The organism is Hyunsoonleella pacifica (genome assembly GCF_004310335.1).
Taxonomy (GTDB): Bacteria; Bacteroidota; Bacteroidia; order Flavobacteriales; family Flavobacteriaceae; genus Jejuia; species Jejuia pacifica.
In genome coordinates this window covers 206,817-224,964 of the sequence record NZ_SIRS01000003.1, presented here as the reverse complement: position 1 = coordinate 224,964, position 18,148 = coordinate 206,817, and the positions used below count along the sequence as shown (strand labels likewise).

Annotated in this window: 11 protein-coding genes; 6 read left to right on the top strand and 5 right to left on the bottom strand. The window is 31.5% G+C overall.

What is annotated here, in order from left to right; translation table 11 throughout:
* Nucleotides 1–45: 45 nt before the first annotated feature.
* The 4 genes from EYD46_RS07300 to EYD46_RS07285 form a co-directional block, all read right to left on the bottom strand.
* On the bottom strand, nucleotides 46–954 hold the full coding sequence (locus EYD46_RS07300) for a glycoside hydrolase family 16 protein (RefSeq protein ID WP_130936424.1): 909 nt from the start codon (nucleotides 952–954) through the stop codon (nucleotides 46–48).
* Between the two features lie 16 nt (nucleotides 955–970).
* Complete coding sequence (locus EYD46_RS07295; protein ID WP_130936423.1) at nucleotides 971–3,610, bottom strand: glycoside hydrolase family 3 protein; 2,640 nt, start codon at nucleotides 3,608–3,610, stop codon at nucleotides 971–973.
* 238 nt (nucleotides 3,611–3,848) lie between these two features.
* Nucleotides 3,849–8,102, bottom strand: coding sequence for a hybrid sensor histidine kinase/response regulator transcription factor (locus EYD46_RS07290; RefSeq protein WP_229731323.1), 4,254 nt, complete (start codon nucleotides 8,100–8,102; stop codon nucleotides 3,849–3,851).
* A 304-nt stretch (nucleotides 8,103–8,406) separates the two neighbouring features.
* Complete coding sequence (locus EYD46_RS07285) at nucleotides 8,407–9,312, bottom strand: NifU family protein (RefSeq protein ID WP_130936422.1); 906 nt, start codon at nucleotides 9,310–9,312, stop codon at nucleotides 8,407–8,409.
* Between the two features lie 135 nt (nucleotides 9,313–9,447).
* Between EYD46_RS07285 and EYD46_RS07280 the strand changes: the two genes are divergently transcribed.
* From EYD46_RS07280 to EYD46_RS07260, 5 genes are all read left to right on the top strand, one after another.
* A complete protein-coding gene (locus EYD46_RS07280) occupies nucleotides 9,448–10,452 on the top strand; it encodes a PorP/SprF family type IX secretion system membrane protein (protein ID WP_130936421.1) in 1,005 nt (334 codons plus the stop codon).
* A 255-nt stretch (nucleotides 10,453–10,707) separates the two neighbouring features.
* Nucleotides 10,708–11,655 (top strand): helix-turn-helix domain-containing protein, encoded by a 948-nt coding sequence (locus tag EYD46_RS07275; RefSeq protein ID WP_130936420.1) that lies wholly within the window; start codon nucleotides 10,708–10,710, stop codon nucleotides 11,653–11,655.
* A gap of 76 nt (nucleotides 11,656–11,731) precedes the next feature.
* Nucleotides 11,732–13,207 carry a hypothetical protein gene (locus EYD46_RS07270; protein WP_130936419.1) on the top strand — a complete coding sequence of 492 codons (1,476 nt, stop codon included), beginning with the start codon at nucleotides 11,732–11,734 and terminating at the stop codon, nucleotides 13,205–13,207.
* A 16-nt stretch (nucleotides 13,208–13,223) separates the two neighbouring features.
* Complete coding sequence (locus EYD46_RS07265; RefSeq protein ID WP_130936418.1) at nucleotides 13,224–13,733, top strand: hypothetical protein; 510 nt, start codon at nucleotides 13,224–13,226, stop codon at nucleotides 13,731–13,733.
* Between the two features lie 106 nt (nucleotides 13,734–13,839).
* The gene (locus tag EYD46_RS07260) at nucleotides 13,840–14,316 is read left to right on the top strand and encodes a hypothetical protein (RefSeq protein WP_130936417.1); all 477 of its coding nucleotides are present in this window, start codon (nucleotides 13,840–13,842) and stop codon (nucleotides 14,314–14,316) included.
* Between the two features lie 258 nt (nucleotides 14,317–14,574).
* On the opposite strand, the gene EYD46_RS07255 is transcribed toward EYD46_RS07260, so the two are convergent.
* Nucleotides 14,575–15,729, bottom strand: coding sequence for a vWA domain-containing protein (locus EYD46_RS07255; protein ID WP_130936416.1), 1,155 nt, complete (start codon nucleotides 15,727–15,729; stop codon nucleotides 14,575–14,577).
* A 247-nt stretch (nucleotides 15,730–15,976) separates the two neighbouring features.
* On the opposite strand from EYD46_RS07255, the gene EYD46_RS07250 reads away from it, so the two are divergent.
* Nucleotides 15,977–18,103, top strand: a complete 2,127-nt coding sequence (locus EYD46_RS07250; RefSeq protein WP_308807865.1) for a tetratricopeptide repeat-containing sensor histidine kinase — start codon at nucleotides 15,977–15,979, stop codon at nucleotides 18,101–18,103.
* Nucleotides 18,104–18,148: the final 45 nt, after the last annotated feature.

Below are 18,148 nucleotides of genomic sequence, written 5' to 3'. Positions count from 1 at the left end.
ATTTTTTATGCAATAGGTTGATTTTATTAGTGTTATGCGTTATTGTTAGCGTTTGTAAACTTTTATCCAGTCAATTTGCATTGTAGAGGAGTTAATAAAACTATCAGGGTTTACGCCTTCAAAGAATCCTCCACCTACAGCTAGGTTTAATACAATTTGATGTTTGTTACCAAATAGTTCTGCTACAAAGTTTTTTGAATCAGCATTGTAAGTGTGTAAAAGTTGTCCATCAAATAAAATTTCTAGAGCATTAGATTTCCAGATAAGTTCATAAACATGAAAATTAGATGTAAGATTAACACCTAGCTCATGAGATTTTGAGGTGTCATCATTGTTAGTTAGAGGTACACCTGTTTCAGTTCCATAGAATATATTGGATTGAAACTTGGTAACTTGATTACCACGAGCTTCCAGTATATCTATCTCACCTTTTGTAGGCCAAGGGTCTGTGTAGGTCCAAAATGCTGGCCACATACCATTGCCGTTTGGTAGTTTTATACGAGATACAATTCTATATTCTTTTTCGCCTTCTGCATCAGAAGGACCAAACTTTTCTTTAGATTCTATTCTACCAGAAACATAATTAAAATCTTTAGGGGTAGCATCAAAAGGACTGGAATCTCCAGTTACTGCCCTTTTTTCTGCATTTATGGTTAGTAAGCCATTTTGAAGACTTAATTGTTCTTGGTTATATAGTTGAATTTCATTGTTAAATGCACCACCTAGCCAAATATTCCATTTGTCTAAATTAGTGTCAAATTCCTCCTCAAAAATTAAATTCCATTCTGCATTATTTATATCTTCTCCGTTGTTAGTATCTTCAGAATCATCTGTAGGGTCTTCTTTTTCAATTTTTGTAACTTCTATATCTTCATTTGAATTAGAGCATGCGTAAAAACAGGTCGTAAGAAGTATACATGCGGTATATGTTATTAGTTTAATTTTTCTTTTCATGTATTATTAATCTTAATTACTTTAATGTAATTTCTTTTTCTAAAGTATTAGTAGTTTTTGCATCTGAGGTTCCATTAAAACCAGGTTGTTTTCCACCAACACAAAAGCTCAATACTTCTGACGGCAGAGAATATGTTCCATCTGATGCTATTATACTGTACTGTTTAGATGTAACAGTAAAGGTTACTGTTTTAGTTTCGTTTGGGGTTAAATGAAGTCGATTAAAACCAACTAAAGATCTTCGTGGGTTTGATGATGTTAATTTATGAGATAAATAGAGTTGTACTACTTCATCGCCTGCCATTTTCCCTGTATTTGTTACGTTTACACTTATCTTTATTGGGTCATTGGGTGTTGAGTTTTTTTGAATATTTAAATCTGAGTATTTAAAATTAGTATAGCTCAAGCCATGACCGAATGGAAATAGCGGTTCCCCATTAAAGTATTTGTAGGTTCTATTTTCCATACTATAATCTTTAAATGGAGGTAAGTCGTTAGTAGATTTATAAAATGTTACTGGTAATCGTCCAGCAGGGTTATAATCTCCAAAAAGTACATCAGCTATTGCGTTTCCACCAAACTCTCCTGGATACCATGCTTCTAAAATAGCGGGAACATTATCTGCCGCCCAATTTACGGCTAATGCACTACCATTCATTAAAACTAAGATGGTTGGTTTGCCAAGTGCATGTATTCTCTTCATTAGTTCTATTTGGGTTTTTGGTAATGTGATTTCTGAGCGATCTCCTTTATCAAACCCTTCTAATAGTACAGGCATTTCTTCGCCTTCTATTGACGGAGAAAGTCCTAAACATAATACAACTACTTCTGATTTTTTTGCTGCTTCTAGTGCAGGTGTTATTAAATCTGCATCTGTTTTAGCCCAAACTAATTGTGCTTGAGGATCTGCATGATAATTGTAGTATTCTATTTTAATATCATTCGGTTTTCCTTTTATTAAATCTATATCAAAATAACGTGTTTTAGGTTCATGATCATCGCTAAACTTAAAGCGAAGCGAATCGTTGAAATAGATCTTCCCTCCACTACTAGCTCTCAAACCAATACGGTAACTACCACTTTCTTTAGGAATAAGTTTCCCTGTCCATCGTACCGAAAAAATAGCTTTATTTAAACTATCTAAAGGTTTTTTAGATACCCAGGTAAAGTCAACACTTTTATCGTTTCTTGTAAATTCTGGCTTACCTTTCCAATCTATGTTTTTAAAATATTCGCCTTTTAAGCCTTTGATGCCATTGTTTTCAAGTACATCTGAAGGAATAGCATCAAGCTTAGGCCAACCAACAGCAATATCACTTCCCAAAGCATAATGAATCTTTGCATTTGGAAGCTTTTTTTGAATGGCGATTAAAGGTGTAATATGATTTTTTGGTGTGCCGTGATAGTTACCTAATAATGCTTGTTTTGAATTAGCATTAGGTCCAATGACTGCTATGGATTTGATGGATTCATCTAAGGGTAATATTTTACCTTCATTTTTTAAAAGTACCATAGACTCTTTTGCTACCTTTTCAGATAGCTGATAGTGCGCTTTACTTGTTACAACGCTGTAAGGTATTTTAGACCATTTTACCTTCTCATCAGGATCAAACATCCCTAATTTAAAGCGTGCTGTAAATAGACGTGATAATGCTAAATCTACTTTACTTTCATCAACTAATTCCTTAAGTACAGCTTCGGTTAAATTTGGGTCGTAAACACTACCACAGTTTAAGTCTGTACCGCGACTAACGGCGAGAGCTGCAGCTTCTTCTGGTGTTTCAACTAAGCCATGTTTATTTGGTTCCCAAAAATCATTTATGGCCCAGCAGTCTGACACTACGTAACCGTTAAAACCCCAATCGTTTCTTAAAATGTTATTTAATAATAAATTACTACCACAACAAGCTTCATCTCTGTACCTGTTATAAGCACACATTACAGAGTGCACTTTAGCTTCTTTTACTGCTGCCTCAAAAGCAGGTAAATATGTTTCATATAAATCTTTATTTGATGTATGATAATTATCTTCATGGCGTGACTTTTCTGGTCCGCTATGGACTGCGAAATGCTTTGCAGTTGCTACTACTTTAAGGTGGTTATTGTCATCTCCTTGAAGTCCTTTTATGTAATTAACACCAATACGACTGGTAAGATAGGGGTCCTCACCATAAGTTTCTTGTCCTCTTCCCCAACGTGGATCTCTAAAAATATTGATATTGGGTGTCCAAAATGTTAAACCTTGGTAAATACCTCTTTTCCCTTCTGAAACTGCTTTGTGGTGTTTTGCACGTGCTTCATCAGATACAGCTTCTCCCATTTCAAAAATTAATGGAGCATTCCAAGTAGCACCCATACCAATTCCTTGCGGAAATACAGTAGCCTCTCCAGCTCTTGCAACACCATGTAAACATTCATTCCACCAGTTGTATTCTGGAATACCAAGTCTTTCGATAGCAGGAGCATCGTAACGCATTTGGGAGACCTTTTCTTTTAGTGTCATTTGTGCTATAAGATCTTTTACTCTTTCTTCTGTATTTACTTCATGGTTCTGGAATTTGTAAGCGTATGTTTGGTTTTTTGAGTTACATGAAAATAAAAGCATAGTTCCTATGATTATTATAAGGTATGCTTTACATGACAAGATTAATTTCATTTTTAATTTAAGTTATTTGTTTAGATATATTAGATTAGGAAAGTGAAAAAGAATAAAATCAGAATTATAATTATGAGAATAAGAATAATTTCGATTAATGATTTTCTGCGGATATATTTAAATTCCATACAAACAAAACTATATAAGTAACTAATTTTTGTTTGGTAAATGCTAAGCATTCATTAGAACATTTAGAGCAATAAAAGTTGTAATGTGTGTAAAGCCTGGGTAAATGGCACTATTGTTTGGTGTTAATTTCTATACTAGTAGGAAGCACACCATAATAGTTTTTAAAGCATTTTGTAAAATAAGAATGCGACGAAAACCCAACTTTATAAGAGACCTCTCCTACAGTAGCGCTGCCAAGTTCTAGTATTTGTTTTGCTTTTTGTAGCCTAATATTTCTTAAGAATTCGTTTGCAGTTTGATTGGTTAAAGCTTTAATTTTTCGGTAAAATTGACTCTTACTTAAGTTTAGCTGACTTGCAAGTACCTCTACGCTTAAGTTAGGATCGCTAATATTTTCGTTTATGTAATTAAGTACTTTTTCAATAAACTCTTTGTCAATAGATGTTGTTTTAACATTTTCTGGCAAATCACTAATTACACTAAAGTATTTGTTGAATATTAGTTTTCTACTGGTTATAAGCTGCGATAATCTAAGTTTTAGAAGTCTTAAATTAAATGGCTTTATCATGTAGGCATCTGCACCTAATTTAATTCCCTCCATTCGGTTGTCAATTCTAGCTTTTGCTGTTAGCATAAGCAGAGGAATATGACTGGTTTTTATATCGCTTTTTATGTTTTTACAAAACTCAAATCCATCCATTTCTGGCATTATTACATCGGTAATAATAATGTCTGGTAGTACTTTCTTTGCTATTTCTAAACCTTCAATACCGTTATTGGCAATATGTATTATGTAATCTCCCTTAAGTTCTTGCGAAAGGTAAGATTGAAGTTCTAGGTTGTCCTCAACTATTAATAGGGTGTTAGGTTGCGATTTAGGCTCGTTTTCTATAGTTTTAACTATTGATGAAGGATTTTTTGATTGAAGATACACTTCTTCCTTTACATAAGTTTCTTCTTTTATTTTGATATCAGGAATTTCACTTATTATCTCATTTTCACTAAAGTGTACCTGTCCTTCGGGTAACTGAATTTTAAAGGTGGTACCTTTATTTGAATCACTTTTAACATCAATATTTCCTTTATGTAGATGTACAAAGTTTTTTACTACTTCTAAACCAATACCTGTGCCACCGTAATACGCCTTGTTTAAATTTTCTGCCTGATAAAACCTTTCAAAGATTTTATCAACTTGATCTTTATCAATTCCAGGTCCAGAATCAGAAATATTAATTTCAATAGCTTTATATTTCTTTTCTTGATTAATTAAAGGGAAAACAATATCTTCTTTAAGAATGTTTACATCTATGTTTATGGTGCCCCCTTCTGGTGTAACCTTCACAGCATTGGATAGCAAATTGAATACTATTTTCTCCAACATGCTTTTATCTGCCCAAATAGGAATATTTAAAAAAGTAGTGTCAAGAGATAAGGATATATTTTTTGAGATAGCCTCTTCTTTAAAATGACTGATAATATCTTGAATAAATTCAACTAGGTTAAATTGATGGGCTCTAATACGAACTTTGTTTAATTCTAACTTTCTAAAGTCTAAAAGTTCTGTAATAAGCCTGTGTAATCTACTTGTGTTTTTATGTACTGTGTTAAGTTTAGTTCTTACAAGTTCGGGTATCTGTTGCGTCTTGCTTGTTAATATATCTTCTAACGGATTCATGATTAACGTTAGAGGTGTCCTAAACTCGTGTGAAATATTGGTAAAAAATTGAAACTTTTTTTCATTTAAAGCTTCCTTTTGTTTTCTTGTCTCTCTCTCATAGGCAATTAGTTGTTTTTCCTTTAGGCGCTCACGAGTAATTCTATTTAAATAGTATAAAACTCCTAAGAATAAAAGTACATAAGCGAATAATGCCCACTTGGTTCTCCACCATGGTGGTAAAATAGTTATTTTTAAATTTTTTGGTACTTCATTCCAAATACCATCATTATTTGCAGCCTTTAATTTAAAGGTATATGTACCATAATCTAAGTTTGTATAAGTGGCATTTCTAGTATTTCCTACATAATTCCATGAATTCTCTAATCCTTCAAGATAATAGGCAAACTGATTTTTTTCTGGTCTTGTATAGTTTATTGCCGTAAATTCAATAGTAAAAACAGATTGTTTATGAGTAAGTGTGATTTCTTCAGTTTCTGAGATTACTTTATTTAGAGGGCTATTTTTAGTATTAGGAATTACTGGGTCGTTAAACAGTTTAAAATTAGTTAGATATACTAAGGGTTCTGTAGTATTGGTATTTATTGAATTAGGATTAAAATAATCTACACCTTGATAGTTGCCAAAAAACAGGTTGCCATTTTTGTCTTTAAAAGTGGCGTTTACATTAAAGTCGTTAGATAGTAATCCATCATTTTGGGAGTAGTGCTTAAATTCTTGTGTTTTTGCATCAAGTTGATATATACCAGAGTTACTACTTACCCATAAATTCCCTTCATTGCTTTCAATAATTCCTGTGATATTTTCTCCATCCAGACCGTTATCTTTATTATACCAAGTAAAAATTTCTTTAGTGATATCTAATTTACATAGTCCTGCGCCTCTGGTTCCAATCCAAATAGTTTGTTTATCAGTAGCTTCGTAAAGTGTTAATATGTGATTAGCTGTAATTTCATTATTATACTTCTCAGACATTTTATCTCTAAATGATACAACATGAAAAACACCATCTAAATCTTTTACTACTTTATATAGTCCTTGTGTTGTACCTACCCATAAGTTGTGTCTAGAGTCTGCCAAAACCTTTCTAATATCTACTTTTATTAGGGTGCTTTCTTCAAAAGACTTACTTGTATGGCGTGTTATTTTTTTGGATTTTGGATTAAAGGTATGAAGGCCTTTAAAGAAGGTGCCTATCCATATTGTACCTTCAGTATCTTCAGTAATACTTAAAATTGTATTGGAAGCAAGATTACTATTTGTTTTATTGTAGTTTATAAATGTATTAGATCCTTTTGGTAGCATATATACCCCGTCATTCCAGCTACCTAACCAAATATTTTCTTTACTATCTAAAAACATACATTCTAAATAATCGCTAGATAGACCCTTGTAGGAATTTGAAATAGATGAATTAATATGAGTGAATTTTTGAGTGTTAAAATTATAAATATCCACTCCGCCACCGTCCATGCAAACCCAAAGATTGTCTTTAGAATCTTTTAATAAACCGGTAACAGATGGACTGGATAATGAATTTTTATTGTTGCGTTCGCTTTTTAAGTCTAAAAATTTATCGTAAAACTCATCGTATATGCTTACGCCGCTATTATAGTATCCTAGCCATATTCTATTATCTTTATCTTTATATAAAGACCAAACAGAATCAGATAACAAGCTGTTTTCGTCTTCTTTATTGTATAAATAGCGTTTTAATAGGTTACCTTCATCATCAACATGTATCAAACCATCATTTTCGGTGCCGCATAGAAAACTACCATCTAATAATTCAACAATTGAAAAGATACGTTGTTTAGTGATTTCGGCATAGTTAATTCTGTATCCCTCTAAGCTTTTCCCTTTGTCTTTTAAAACAATTAAACCATCAGATTCTGTTCCAATCCATATATCATTGTTGTCAATTCGTAGTGAATAAATAGGGTTATTAATAGTGCTTATTATAGTGTTTACTTTAGTGGGGCTTAGATGGCTTTTCTTAGCATCAAATTCTAATAGTCCAGAATTAGAGCCTGCAAAAATCTTTCCTTCTGAGTTACAAGCCAAAGCATAAATGATTAAAAAAGGATTGTTGACTGAAGTGGTAATTTTTTGGACGTTTAAAGTGTCTAGATTTAGTTTATATAAGCCGAACCCAAAAGTTCCTATAAAAAGATTGTTATTATTATCTCCAGATAAACTTCTAATTGATAGTATTTGTTGAGTTGTATCCTGGCTAACTAATGGGATTCTAATAAACTGGTCTAAATCTCTATTGTAAAGATTTAGGCCTTCCTCAGTACCAAACCATAATCTATTTTTATTATCTAAAAAGGAGCAGTATACGTTGTTGTTACTTAAAGAAGTACTGTCGTTTAAAGCGTGCTTGTAATTTTTGTAGTTGATACCGTCAAAACGGTTTATACCTACACCCGTTGTCCCAAACCAAATAAAACCTGCATGATCTTGAATTATTGAAGTAACAGCAACCTTTGATTCTCCATTATTTACGTTGATAAAATCAAATTTTTGCACTTTATTTTGAGCATGAAGACTCAAGCATACAAAAAATATCAACAAATGGATATACTGGTATATAACACCTTTCTCTTCTTCAAGAATAGTTTTAGGGTATTTTTTTTCTATAATTAGAGTTGTGCTTTCTTTTAAAAAAGGTGTAATTATATTCAAAATCTATAGTTTTATTGAAGCCGCTCTATGATAGTACTTGGTTTTAATCTTTTAGAAAAACACCTAAATTTAATCATAAATATTTTTGGACAGTGTAGATTATAATTTTAAAACTAGACTTTTTTCTATGTATGAATTGTAAAATTTAAAGCATATTTTGTGATAATACTTGCATTGCAATAATACCGTTCAGATGGATTTAAATGTTATTTAAAACCAACCAATAATTGTTCGAGAAAAGTTGAAACTTTTCAGAGTAAAGAATTTTTAAAATACCAAGTGTATCTTGATAGGATAAAATGGTTTAGCCATTAATAGCTTCAACAGTCTCAACTTTCCCTGGAAGCATTTGCTTAAGCATATTTTCTATACCATTTTTTAGAGTGAAAGTTGATGATGGACAGCCGCTACAGGCCCCCTGAAGTAACACGCTTACATTTTTAACGTCGGCATCATATCCAATGAATTGAATATTACCTCCATCACTAGCCACAGCAGGTTTTACATATTCTTCTAAAATGTTCACAATTTCTTTAGAGGTGTCATCCAATCCTTCAAATTTTTTGTCTAGTTGAGGTGCTGATTTTTCCATTTTTTCAGCAGCTTCTGGAAGTACGATGTCTTTGCCATCTGCTATAAAATTTCTAATGAATTCTCTTAATTCAACAGTAATGTCTTGCCATTCAGCTCTATCGTATTTAGTAAGAGAAACATAATTTTCTTCAATAAATACACTTTTTATAAATGGAAAATGAAATAATTCTGTAGCTAAGGGAGATAATTTAGCATCATCTATAGATGTAAATTCAAACATAGCGGTTGCAATCTTTTTATTAGCAACAAATTTCATTACTGCAGGGTTTGGTGTGGCTTCAGCATAAACAGTAATCGGTGTTTGTTTTTTGGGAGTAGCTTCCTCAGTAATTACTAAACCCCCGTCGTTTAAGTAGGTTTCAATCTGCTGTGCAACTTCATCTTGTACATCGTTCCACTCTACAATATCATAGCGTTCTACAGCTATAAAATTTCCAGAAATATATACTTTTTTAACAAAAGGAAGGTAAAATAATTGTTGTGCTATAGGAGAAGGTTTCGCCTCGTCAATATTATTAAATTCAAAACTTTGATGTTTTGTTATAAACTGGTTTACCTCAAATTTAACTATGGTATTGTTTGATGTTTCTTGCACAGAAACCTTGAAATTGCTCATTTTAGCTATTTTTTTACAAAAATACTAAAAGAAAACTGAGATATGCATATATTTGATTCAGACTAAACGTTTTTCATGTAATTTTTTTTGAAAGCCTACGTTTATCTACAAACCAGTTTACCTAGATTGTAACCTATGAAATTGAAGCATATTTTTTTACTACTGGTTGGTGTGTTATGCATTCCAAATATCAAAGCCCAAGAGGGCCTTCCTATATATACAGATTATTTAACGGATAATTATTACCTAATTCATCCATCCATGGCGGGCGCTGCGAATTGTGCTAAGGTACGGTTAACAGGGAGGCAACAATGGTTTGGACATGAAGATGCGCCGAGATTAATGACATTAAGCGTTAATGGACGTATAGGCGATTCTCCATCGGGTATTGGAGGTATTTTATATGCAGATAAAAATGGATTTCATTCACAAACAGGTGCATATCTAACCTATGCGCACCATTTATTGTTTTCAAGAAGTGAGGTAGATTTAAATATGTTGTCGTTTGGTTTAAGTGCTGGTTTTATACAATATCAATTGGATGAAACTACATTTCCATTTGACGGACAAGATCCTATAGTGCAAGGAGTTGTACAAAGTGCTACCAACTTTAATATAGATTTTGGGTTTTCATACCACTACTTAGATTTTTATGCGCATGGTACTATAAAAAATGTACTTAAAAACGCTGGAATTAATAACGATATTTTAATTACGAATAACTTAAGACGTTATTTATTATCAGTTGGTGGTGTTTTTGGTAAGTATGGTAGTGAGTGGAGTTTTGAGCCTTCTGTAATGTTTCAATACAGAGATGGTACGCAAGAATCTATGGTGGATTTTAACGCCAAAGCCTACAAACAAATGGAATTTGGTACACTATGGGGAGGTTTATCATACAGGCAAAGTTTAGATGGAGCAGAATTTTTAAATAATTCTGGTAATGTAACTAGCCAAAGGTTACAACAGTTTACACCAATTTTAGGCATAAACTATAATCAATTTATGTTTGCCTATACATATACGTATCAATCCAACTCTGTTGTGTTTACCAATGGTGGGTTTCATCAACTTACTTTAGGTTATAACTTTAGCTGTAGAAGAGAACGTTACGATTGTAATTGTCCTGCGGTGAATTAACCCATATTCTATACCTCAGGGGTAGCATTATTATACATGTAAAATTTTTCTGTAAATAAATTAGAATTTCTTAGTTTTATTCCAAAAACTAGGTTGAATTTAAATTTTTACAATATCGTAATATTAATTGGGGTTGTTCATGGAATAATATTCAGCTTAGTGTTATTCTTAAACCCAAAATTAAAATCTAGAGTCAATAGTTTCTTGGCATTAACAGTGCTTTCGCTATGTTTTAGTAATTTACAGTACTGGTTTTTGGATACAGGATTGATATTGAGAAGTCAATACGATGATAATTCATTAATATTTATACCTTTTGAATTTTTAATACTTCCTTTTTTCTATCTTTTTGTTAGAGCTTATATAAATAAAAGTATCAGGAAGGATGAAGTTATATTCCTGTTCTTACCATTTATCTTATCATTAACATATGTATTGATTAGAAATAATTTTAGTGACTCAATATCAGTAATTAAGTTATTTAATTTAATTGTGGAATATGTTTCGTTGTTTTTTACTATTGCTATTATTGTTTTAATATTTAAAATTTTGCTTTCCCATGAAAAATCACAATTCAACTATCAATCTCAAAAAGTACCCATCAAAATAGGTTGGCTAAAGAGACTTTTATTCATAGGTATTTTGCTTTGTTGTTTTTGGTTTGTATCTCTAAACGTTTTTGGAGATATCTTTGGTAGTGGTTATTATAAATTTTATCCATTATGGATAGGTGTATCCGTTTTAATATACTGGATAGCCTATGCTTCAATATTTCAGAGCAATATTTATAAAGAACGCCTACTAATTAGGGAAAGGCATGTTTTGCATAATGATGATGGCAATGCAAAAAGAAAAACCAATCAAGACAAATATCAAGATATTTACGATGTAATTATTTCAAAAAGGTTATTTCTTAACTCAAAAATGAGCCTTTCGCTTTTATCAAAGGAATTAAATATTAGTGAAAGTTATTTATCTCAAATTATAAATCAAAATTCGGGCAAAAACTATAGCACTATCATTAACGAACTTCGAGTAGAATATGCTAAAAAACTACTTCTGGATAAGGAGTATTCAAATTATACTATTACAGCGTTAGGTCTAGAATCGGGTTTTAATACCAAAACTAGTTTTTATTCCATATTTAAAAAGCACACAGGTAAAACGCCTAATGAATACAAAAAATCAGTACAAAATTATTGAATTTGAAAGATTTTGTACTCTTTGTTTGTTGTTAAGCCTTAATGTTGCTTCATAATTATTAAATTTATATCTAGTTATGAAACACAATTTTTTTTTAATCCTTGTTCTTTTTTTATGCTTCTTTTCTTGTCAAACAAATGAAGAGAGTATTCAAGATACTTCTAATATTAAAACGGTATCAATTAATGACGCATTAAGTTATTTAAATAATAAGACAATAGCCAATAGAAACACATCAGCTAAAAGTAATAAAACAGGTATATACATTACCAATATATCTGACGAGATAAGACATGAACCCTTAACTGACACCAATGTACTGCTTACTGTAATACCTGCCACTACCGTACGCAGTAAGCTATACAGTCGTATACTACTCTTGGAGGTCAACGGTGCCATAGAAAGTGTTGTATTTGGTATGATGCCCGATAAGAGTCCTGATACCGAGGCTTATGATGGCGATGTATTAATTACAGATATGGAAGGTAATTTTATAAAGGCCTATACATATCAAAATGGGTTTATAAAAAGCGAATATGTTTTACCAGAAAACGGCAAGGCAAAAAAAGTAGGTGCAACGAGCAAATTGGCATGTGATAACGAATGTCCTTTCTCCGATTGTGCTTTATGTGATCTGGCCACAATTATTATAAGTGGTAGCGACCCAGATATCCCTATGATAAACTACTTTGTGATACCACCTATTCTTGGAGGCGGAAACAGTAGCGGAGTTAATGGCTGGAATGTAGGATCTGCTGGAATTAGCTTTTCAGGTGATTTTGGGGACTTTATGAACGGATTGAATATTGGAGAACAAGACTTCCTCATTGCTAATTTTGAAATACGAAATGGAATTCAGCTTTTTTTAAAGGATAATAATTTTTCAAATGAATCTATTAATATAGCTAAAGCATTGATTGATATTTTTAGAGAAAATACAGGTTTGTCTTTTGAAGAAGCACTTTTGAAAGCGAATATTGTAATTGTGGATGCTGGTCAACCAAAAATTGACCCTGAAAAGGAACTAGAATGTTTTGATTTAAATCAAGGAGCAAAACTTATTGTTTATGTACAACAGCCAAGGGAGAACTCAGATGCTATCGTTGGTCCAAATGAAGTCGGTCACGCTTTTATAGGTATAGAACAAGGAGAAATTGTTAGACAAGTTGGGTTTTATCCTGATAGTGAAGTTGGTCTAACGGGGGTTGGAGATGACTATAATTCTGCCATTAAAACTAATTATGATTATTTGTATCATGTTAGTATTTCGCAAGATATATCAAAAGATCAGTTAACTAGTATTGTAAATTATATAATAGATTTTCCTGCTACATATAACACAAATGATTATGCGTGTACAGATTTTGCAATAGCTGTTGGTAATAAAGGAGGTATGAAATTACCTTCAACAACTGTGGGGAGTTTACTTTTTGAGGGAAGGAGTCCTGGACAGTTGGGGCAAGAAATAAGAGCTATGGAATCCACTCCAACTAGAACAATTACAACTAAAAAAGGAAAATCTCCAAATAGAAAGGGAGACTGCTCAAGTTAAAAAAATAATAAAGATAATGAAAAACCTCTATTTAATCTTGCTGTTAATTCTTCTAAATATTTTACTAATAATTTCCTGTAAAGATTCCTCAAGAGAAAAATTTATTGAGCAGTTTGTTGTTGATTTATTTGATGATAATGTAATGCCTGAATACGTCGTTTCAAAATATATAGAAGTACTTAAAGATTCAATGAATACAGATATAAGAACGAAAGCAGCTAAAGATTTTGTAGAAGAGATAAGAAAGCCAATTGATGCTAATGTGAGAGGGAATTGGTTGATTCCAAATAATAAGATTAAACTAATTAAAAAGCCAGTAATATATTCATATAAGAAGTATGAACATATAAATAATTTAAAAATTAATAAAATAAGTTCTTTGAAAGATCGTGTATATGTTTTGTTAGATTTTGATAAAGAAGAAATTTTACAATACTTTTTATTAAATGAGGATCAGACAAAGATTATATCATTCAGTTTATTAATAAAAGACAAAAATCAAGCCACCTTTTTTAGACCTTATTAGATTTGTTCTTATCAATTTTGTAAAAGTTTTCATTTTAAAATAAAAATACAGCTAAAAAATAACTGCCACGGTAAGGACCATTGTTTAACATATATAAAACTCAATTATGAAAAAGATTTTATCAATATCCATCTTCATGTTCTTTATTTTGAACACATATTCTCAAGAAGATTATGTAAAACTACCATATGCAAAAAGCAACTCTCCAACAATTATTATAGAGAAAGATATTATTGCAAACGAAAGCACTATCGAAGTCTCAAAAGCGTTGATTACTGGAATGAGTGTTATGAAATTAAAACCAAATAGAAAGGAACATAAATTCTTCAACTTGAGCGAAGGTGGAATCGTTTTTGTCACATTAAAGGAAACACCCGCTTTTAAAACTCAGGCTGAACTAAATGAGTTTTTTGGGATTCATAAAGATAATCAAGTTTACTTAAATGGTTATTTAATTGAGGACAAAGACTACAAAATAGCCACCAATAGTATTGTGGAAGTTGAATTAATTAAACCTGATTCCAGAAATAAATTGGAAGGTAAAACAATTAATATTTGGGTTACTAAAAAAAGTAATATCTAGCTATTATTGCCTAATCTATTAAAATAACCAAGGGGCTATTTGTACAAATATAACCTTAGTTCGACTTGAAAATTCAGAATAAAGTATGAGGAGGAATCTTGTATTTATGTAATTTCTCGTCGCTCGTACCTCGTTCTGTCGGAATTACAAACACATATATGTTAATTTTTTCATTCATGCTATATATCATTTCTTATATAGAATTCAATTGATATAAACAACCCCTTATGTTTTATTGAATTGTTTTTGTAAGCTAAATTACCACGTATACTTTTTCTTTTTAGCTTGAGTTTTGATAGCTTTTGTCATTGCATTTTCTAAACCATTATCAGTGTCTTTCTGTTTTTCTGCAATAAAAGCTTTACGTTTTTTATTCAATTCTTGAATTTGTTTTTGAACAGTTTCTCGTTCCTGCTTCATTTTAGAAACATAGATTTTAATCTCTTCAGGCGTTTTATTTTTAAGTACATCTGGTAATGCTTCTTCTTCCAGATCATTAATTTCAAGGTTGTCATCAGCCACGGCATCAACCAAATCCCATTTAGAGTTTCTGTATAAATGCGAACTTTTACTCACTGTTCTACTTACTGCATTGGCTTTACTGTAGCCACTAGCGTTCATGTCTTGTTTTGCTTGCATCATTTGCTTTTCTTTACCTCTACTCCCATAGGCGATGTAAGTTTTATTTAATTTAATATTAAGCTGAAGAATCTCATCATCATAGGGAGAAGCAATATGTACGGTAGCTTTATTGTGGTTAATTGCCATATAATCGCCTTGTGTTAAATCTGCACCAGCTTTCCAATATGTAGAAACACCTTGATTATAATCCCCACAAAAAATGGTATTAACTGTAACATCTTTTTCTTTAGCATTTGTAGAAGCATCTTTATAGTTTACGCTACCTTGAGTAAAAGGTTCGTTTCCTGCAATGAATATTAATTTTAAATCATCAGGATTCTTACCCCAGTTTAATTGATTTAATGAGGTTTGAATAACTTGCCCGCAATACTCATTACCACCATTAGTAGTTAAGGAGAATAGCTCTTTTGAAATTTCATCCAAATCGTCACTAAAGGCTAACACTTGTCGTATATGTCCTTCTTCGCTATTCAATCTATCATTACCATACTCGTATAATGCAATTTGTAAATTAGGTTTGCCATTACCACATTTTGCATAAGAAAGTTCGTTTACAATTTCCCAAAGTTGGGCTTTAGCTTGGTCTATCAAACCATCCATACTGTTACTTGTATCTAATAAAAGTGCGACTTTTATAAATTGTTTGTTGGGCTCATGGTGTTGTGTTTCAATTGTATGAACCGCAAGATTTTGCTTTTTGTTATTTGCATTACAGGCAGTAAAGCTTAAAATAACTATAGCAAGTGTTAAATATTTAAATAATGTTTTCATGATCTTTTTTCGTTTTTTGAGGTTTATGCTATAAAACTAAATCCAAAGTATTTCTAAAAAAAAGGCGAATGAGTAAACCATACAGTTCATTGAGTAAATGAATTATAGAAATGGGTAAAGCATTATATTTTACTAGTAATAAGTAAGTTTTTAGAGATATCCCATTTTAATATAACAACTAAAGTGCGTAAGTTTAGCTATTCTAAATAGAGAGATGCAAATTAAATACATAATATGTCTTAGTCTTTTGTTTTTTGTACTGACTTCAAAAGCGCAAATAGACCTTTTAAATAATTCGCCAAGATTTACTGTACGTGGTTCTGTAATAGAACAAGATACAAGAGATGGTGTGCCAGATGTAAATATTATGGTAAATGGAGGTGCATACACTACTACAGATACTTTTGGAGATTTTAGGATTGAAGTTAGAAAAGGAGATGAGCTTATAATTAAACATAAAGACTTTGAAACCATATATTATACCATACAAAGTAATGAACGTATTCTTGTTGAGGTAAGACAAAGTGACAAAGAGGTTTTTAATAATAAACGTTCTAAAAAATCTAGAGGAGTATCTTTTAATTGGTATATAGATTCTGCTGAAACTTATCTTAAAAAAGATGCTCAAAAAAGTATTCAATTTGTTGGAGATGCTTTAGAAGCAAGTGTGTCTAAAAAGCAAAATGGAGATGCTTATGAAGTACTCGGAGATATTTACATGTATTGGAAACAGCATGATTTAGCAGTTTCAAACTATAGAATAAGCCTTCAAAGTAAAACCAGTAACCAAACGCTTTTAAAGTTAGCAAAAGCCTATCGTTTAAACGAAAATTATCAGGAAAGTATTAAAACGTATAAAAACATAGATGAAAATGTATTATCAAATTATCAATTAGTATCGCTTTATGAAGGCTTAGGGGATGCATACAAAAGTATTAATGAATTTGATGCTTCTATTGCATCCTATAATAAAGGACTAAGTATAGCTAAAAGGCATTTAATTACACCAAAAGTTACAGATTTAAATTCTAAAATAGCCGAAGCATTAAGTAATAGTGGAGAAGTTGAGGAAGCAGAAGTGTATTTTGATAAGTCGTTGAAATTAGCAAATAGCCAACCTAAAAAGAGAGCAATTGAAGAAAAGGTTAAGGTAGCAGATTTTCAAAATACTGTACGCAACTTTACCGATGAAATTGTATTACGTAAACAAGCCTTAGAAGATATTAAAGATATAGAAACAGACTCAGTTTTAGATAATGAAAGCCCGCTTACGCCACAAAAACAAAAATATAAAATAGGAAAAGCCTATGCGCAACAAAACGACTTTGGAAATGCTATTGGTTATTTAAAGGAGAGTATTGAAGAAGCAGAAACAAAAGAAGATTTAATTGTTCAAAAGGATGCTACTAGAAAACTTTCAGAGGTTTTTAAAACAACAGGAGATTACACAAAAGCATTAGAAGCATACCAAAATTATGTAGATGTAGTAGATAAAATAGTACGTAAAAAAGAACAAGAAATATCTCAAGCAACACGTTTTCGCAAAGACTTATCAGCTAAGCAAAATAGGATAACTAGTTTAGAAAGTGATAGAGCACTATCTGAAAGCAAATATCTTTTAACAACAGAGCAATCTAAAAAACAAAAAATAATTATTTATTCATTAATAGGAGGGTTGTTTTTGTCGTTACTCGTAGCAGTTTTAATGTTTAAATACATTCGGCAACAACGATTGGCAAATAATCTGTTAGCTTTAAAATCATTACGAAGTCAAATGAATCCTCATTTCATTTTCAATGCGTTAAACTCGGTAAACAGTTTTATTGCATCAAATGATGAGCGCACAGCAAATAAATACTTAACAGACTTTTCCAAGCTAATGCGAGCAGTTTTAGAAAATAGCGAAGAAGATTTTATTCCGTTAGAAAAAGAAATAGAATTACTGCAATTGTACACACAATTAGAACATTTTAGATTTCAAGATAAGTTTGATTATACAATTCATGTAGATGAGAAAATAGAAGTAGCAGATTTTGTAATTCCTCCAATGCTCTTACAGCCATATATTGAAAACGCAGTGTGGCACGGGTTGCGCTATAAAAAAGACAAAGGGCATTTAAATATTGCTATTACTCAGGAAAAAGAAGACGAAATACAAATTATGATTACTGATGATGGTATTGGTCGTAAAAAATCAAAGGCACTTAAAACCAAGAATCAGAAGAAGCAAAACTCTAAAGGAATGGGGAACATTAAAAAGCGTGTTGCTATTTTAAACGATATGTATAAAGATAAGGTAGATGTGTTTGTGGATGATTTTAAAGATGAAGAAGACACAGGAACAAAAGTTGTGGTAACCTTAAAGAAAGATTAGAAGTCTATATAATGTAATTCACTCTCAAACGTTTTGAGTAAATAA

What these genes read in the sequence shown, in the direction of transcription:
- EYD46_RS07285 (WP_130936422.1), bottom strand. Translation starts at nt 9,312, where the DNA reads ATGAGCAATTTCAAGGTTTCTGTGCAAGAAACATCAAACAATACCATA.
- EYD46_RS07280 (WP_130936421.1), top strand. Translation starts at nt 9,448, where the DNA reads ATGAAATTGAAGCATATTTTTTTACTACTGGTTGGTGTGTTATGCATT.
- EYD46_RS07295 (WP_130936423.1), bottom strand. Translation starts at nt 3,610, where the DNA reads ATGAAATTAATCTTGTCATGTAAAGCATACCTTATAATAATCATAGGA.
- EYD46_RS07265 (WP_130936418.1), top strand. Translation starts at nt 13,224, where the DNA reads ATGAAAAACCTCTATTTAATCTTGCTGTTAATTCTTCTAAATATTTTA.
- EYD46_RS07255 (WP_130936416.1), bottom strand. Translation starts at nt 15,729, where the DNA reads ATGAAAACATTATTTAAATATTTAACACTTGCTATAGTTATTTTAAGC.
- EYD46_RS07300 (WP_130936424.1), bottom strand. Translation starts at nt 954, where the DNA reads ATGAAAAGAAAAATTAAACTAATAACATATACCGCATGTATACTTCTT.
- EYD46_RS07270 (WP_130936419.1), top strand. Translation starts at nt 11,732, where the DNA reads ATGAAACACAATTTTTTTTTAATCCTTGTTCTTTTTTTATGCTTCTTT.
- EYD46_RS07260 (WP_130936417.1), top strand. Translation starts at nt 13,840, where the DNA reads ATGAAAAAGATTTTATCAATATCCATCTTCATGTTCTTTATTTTGAAC.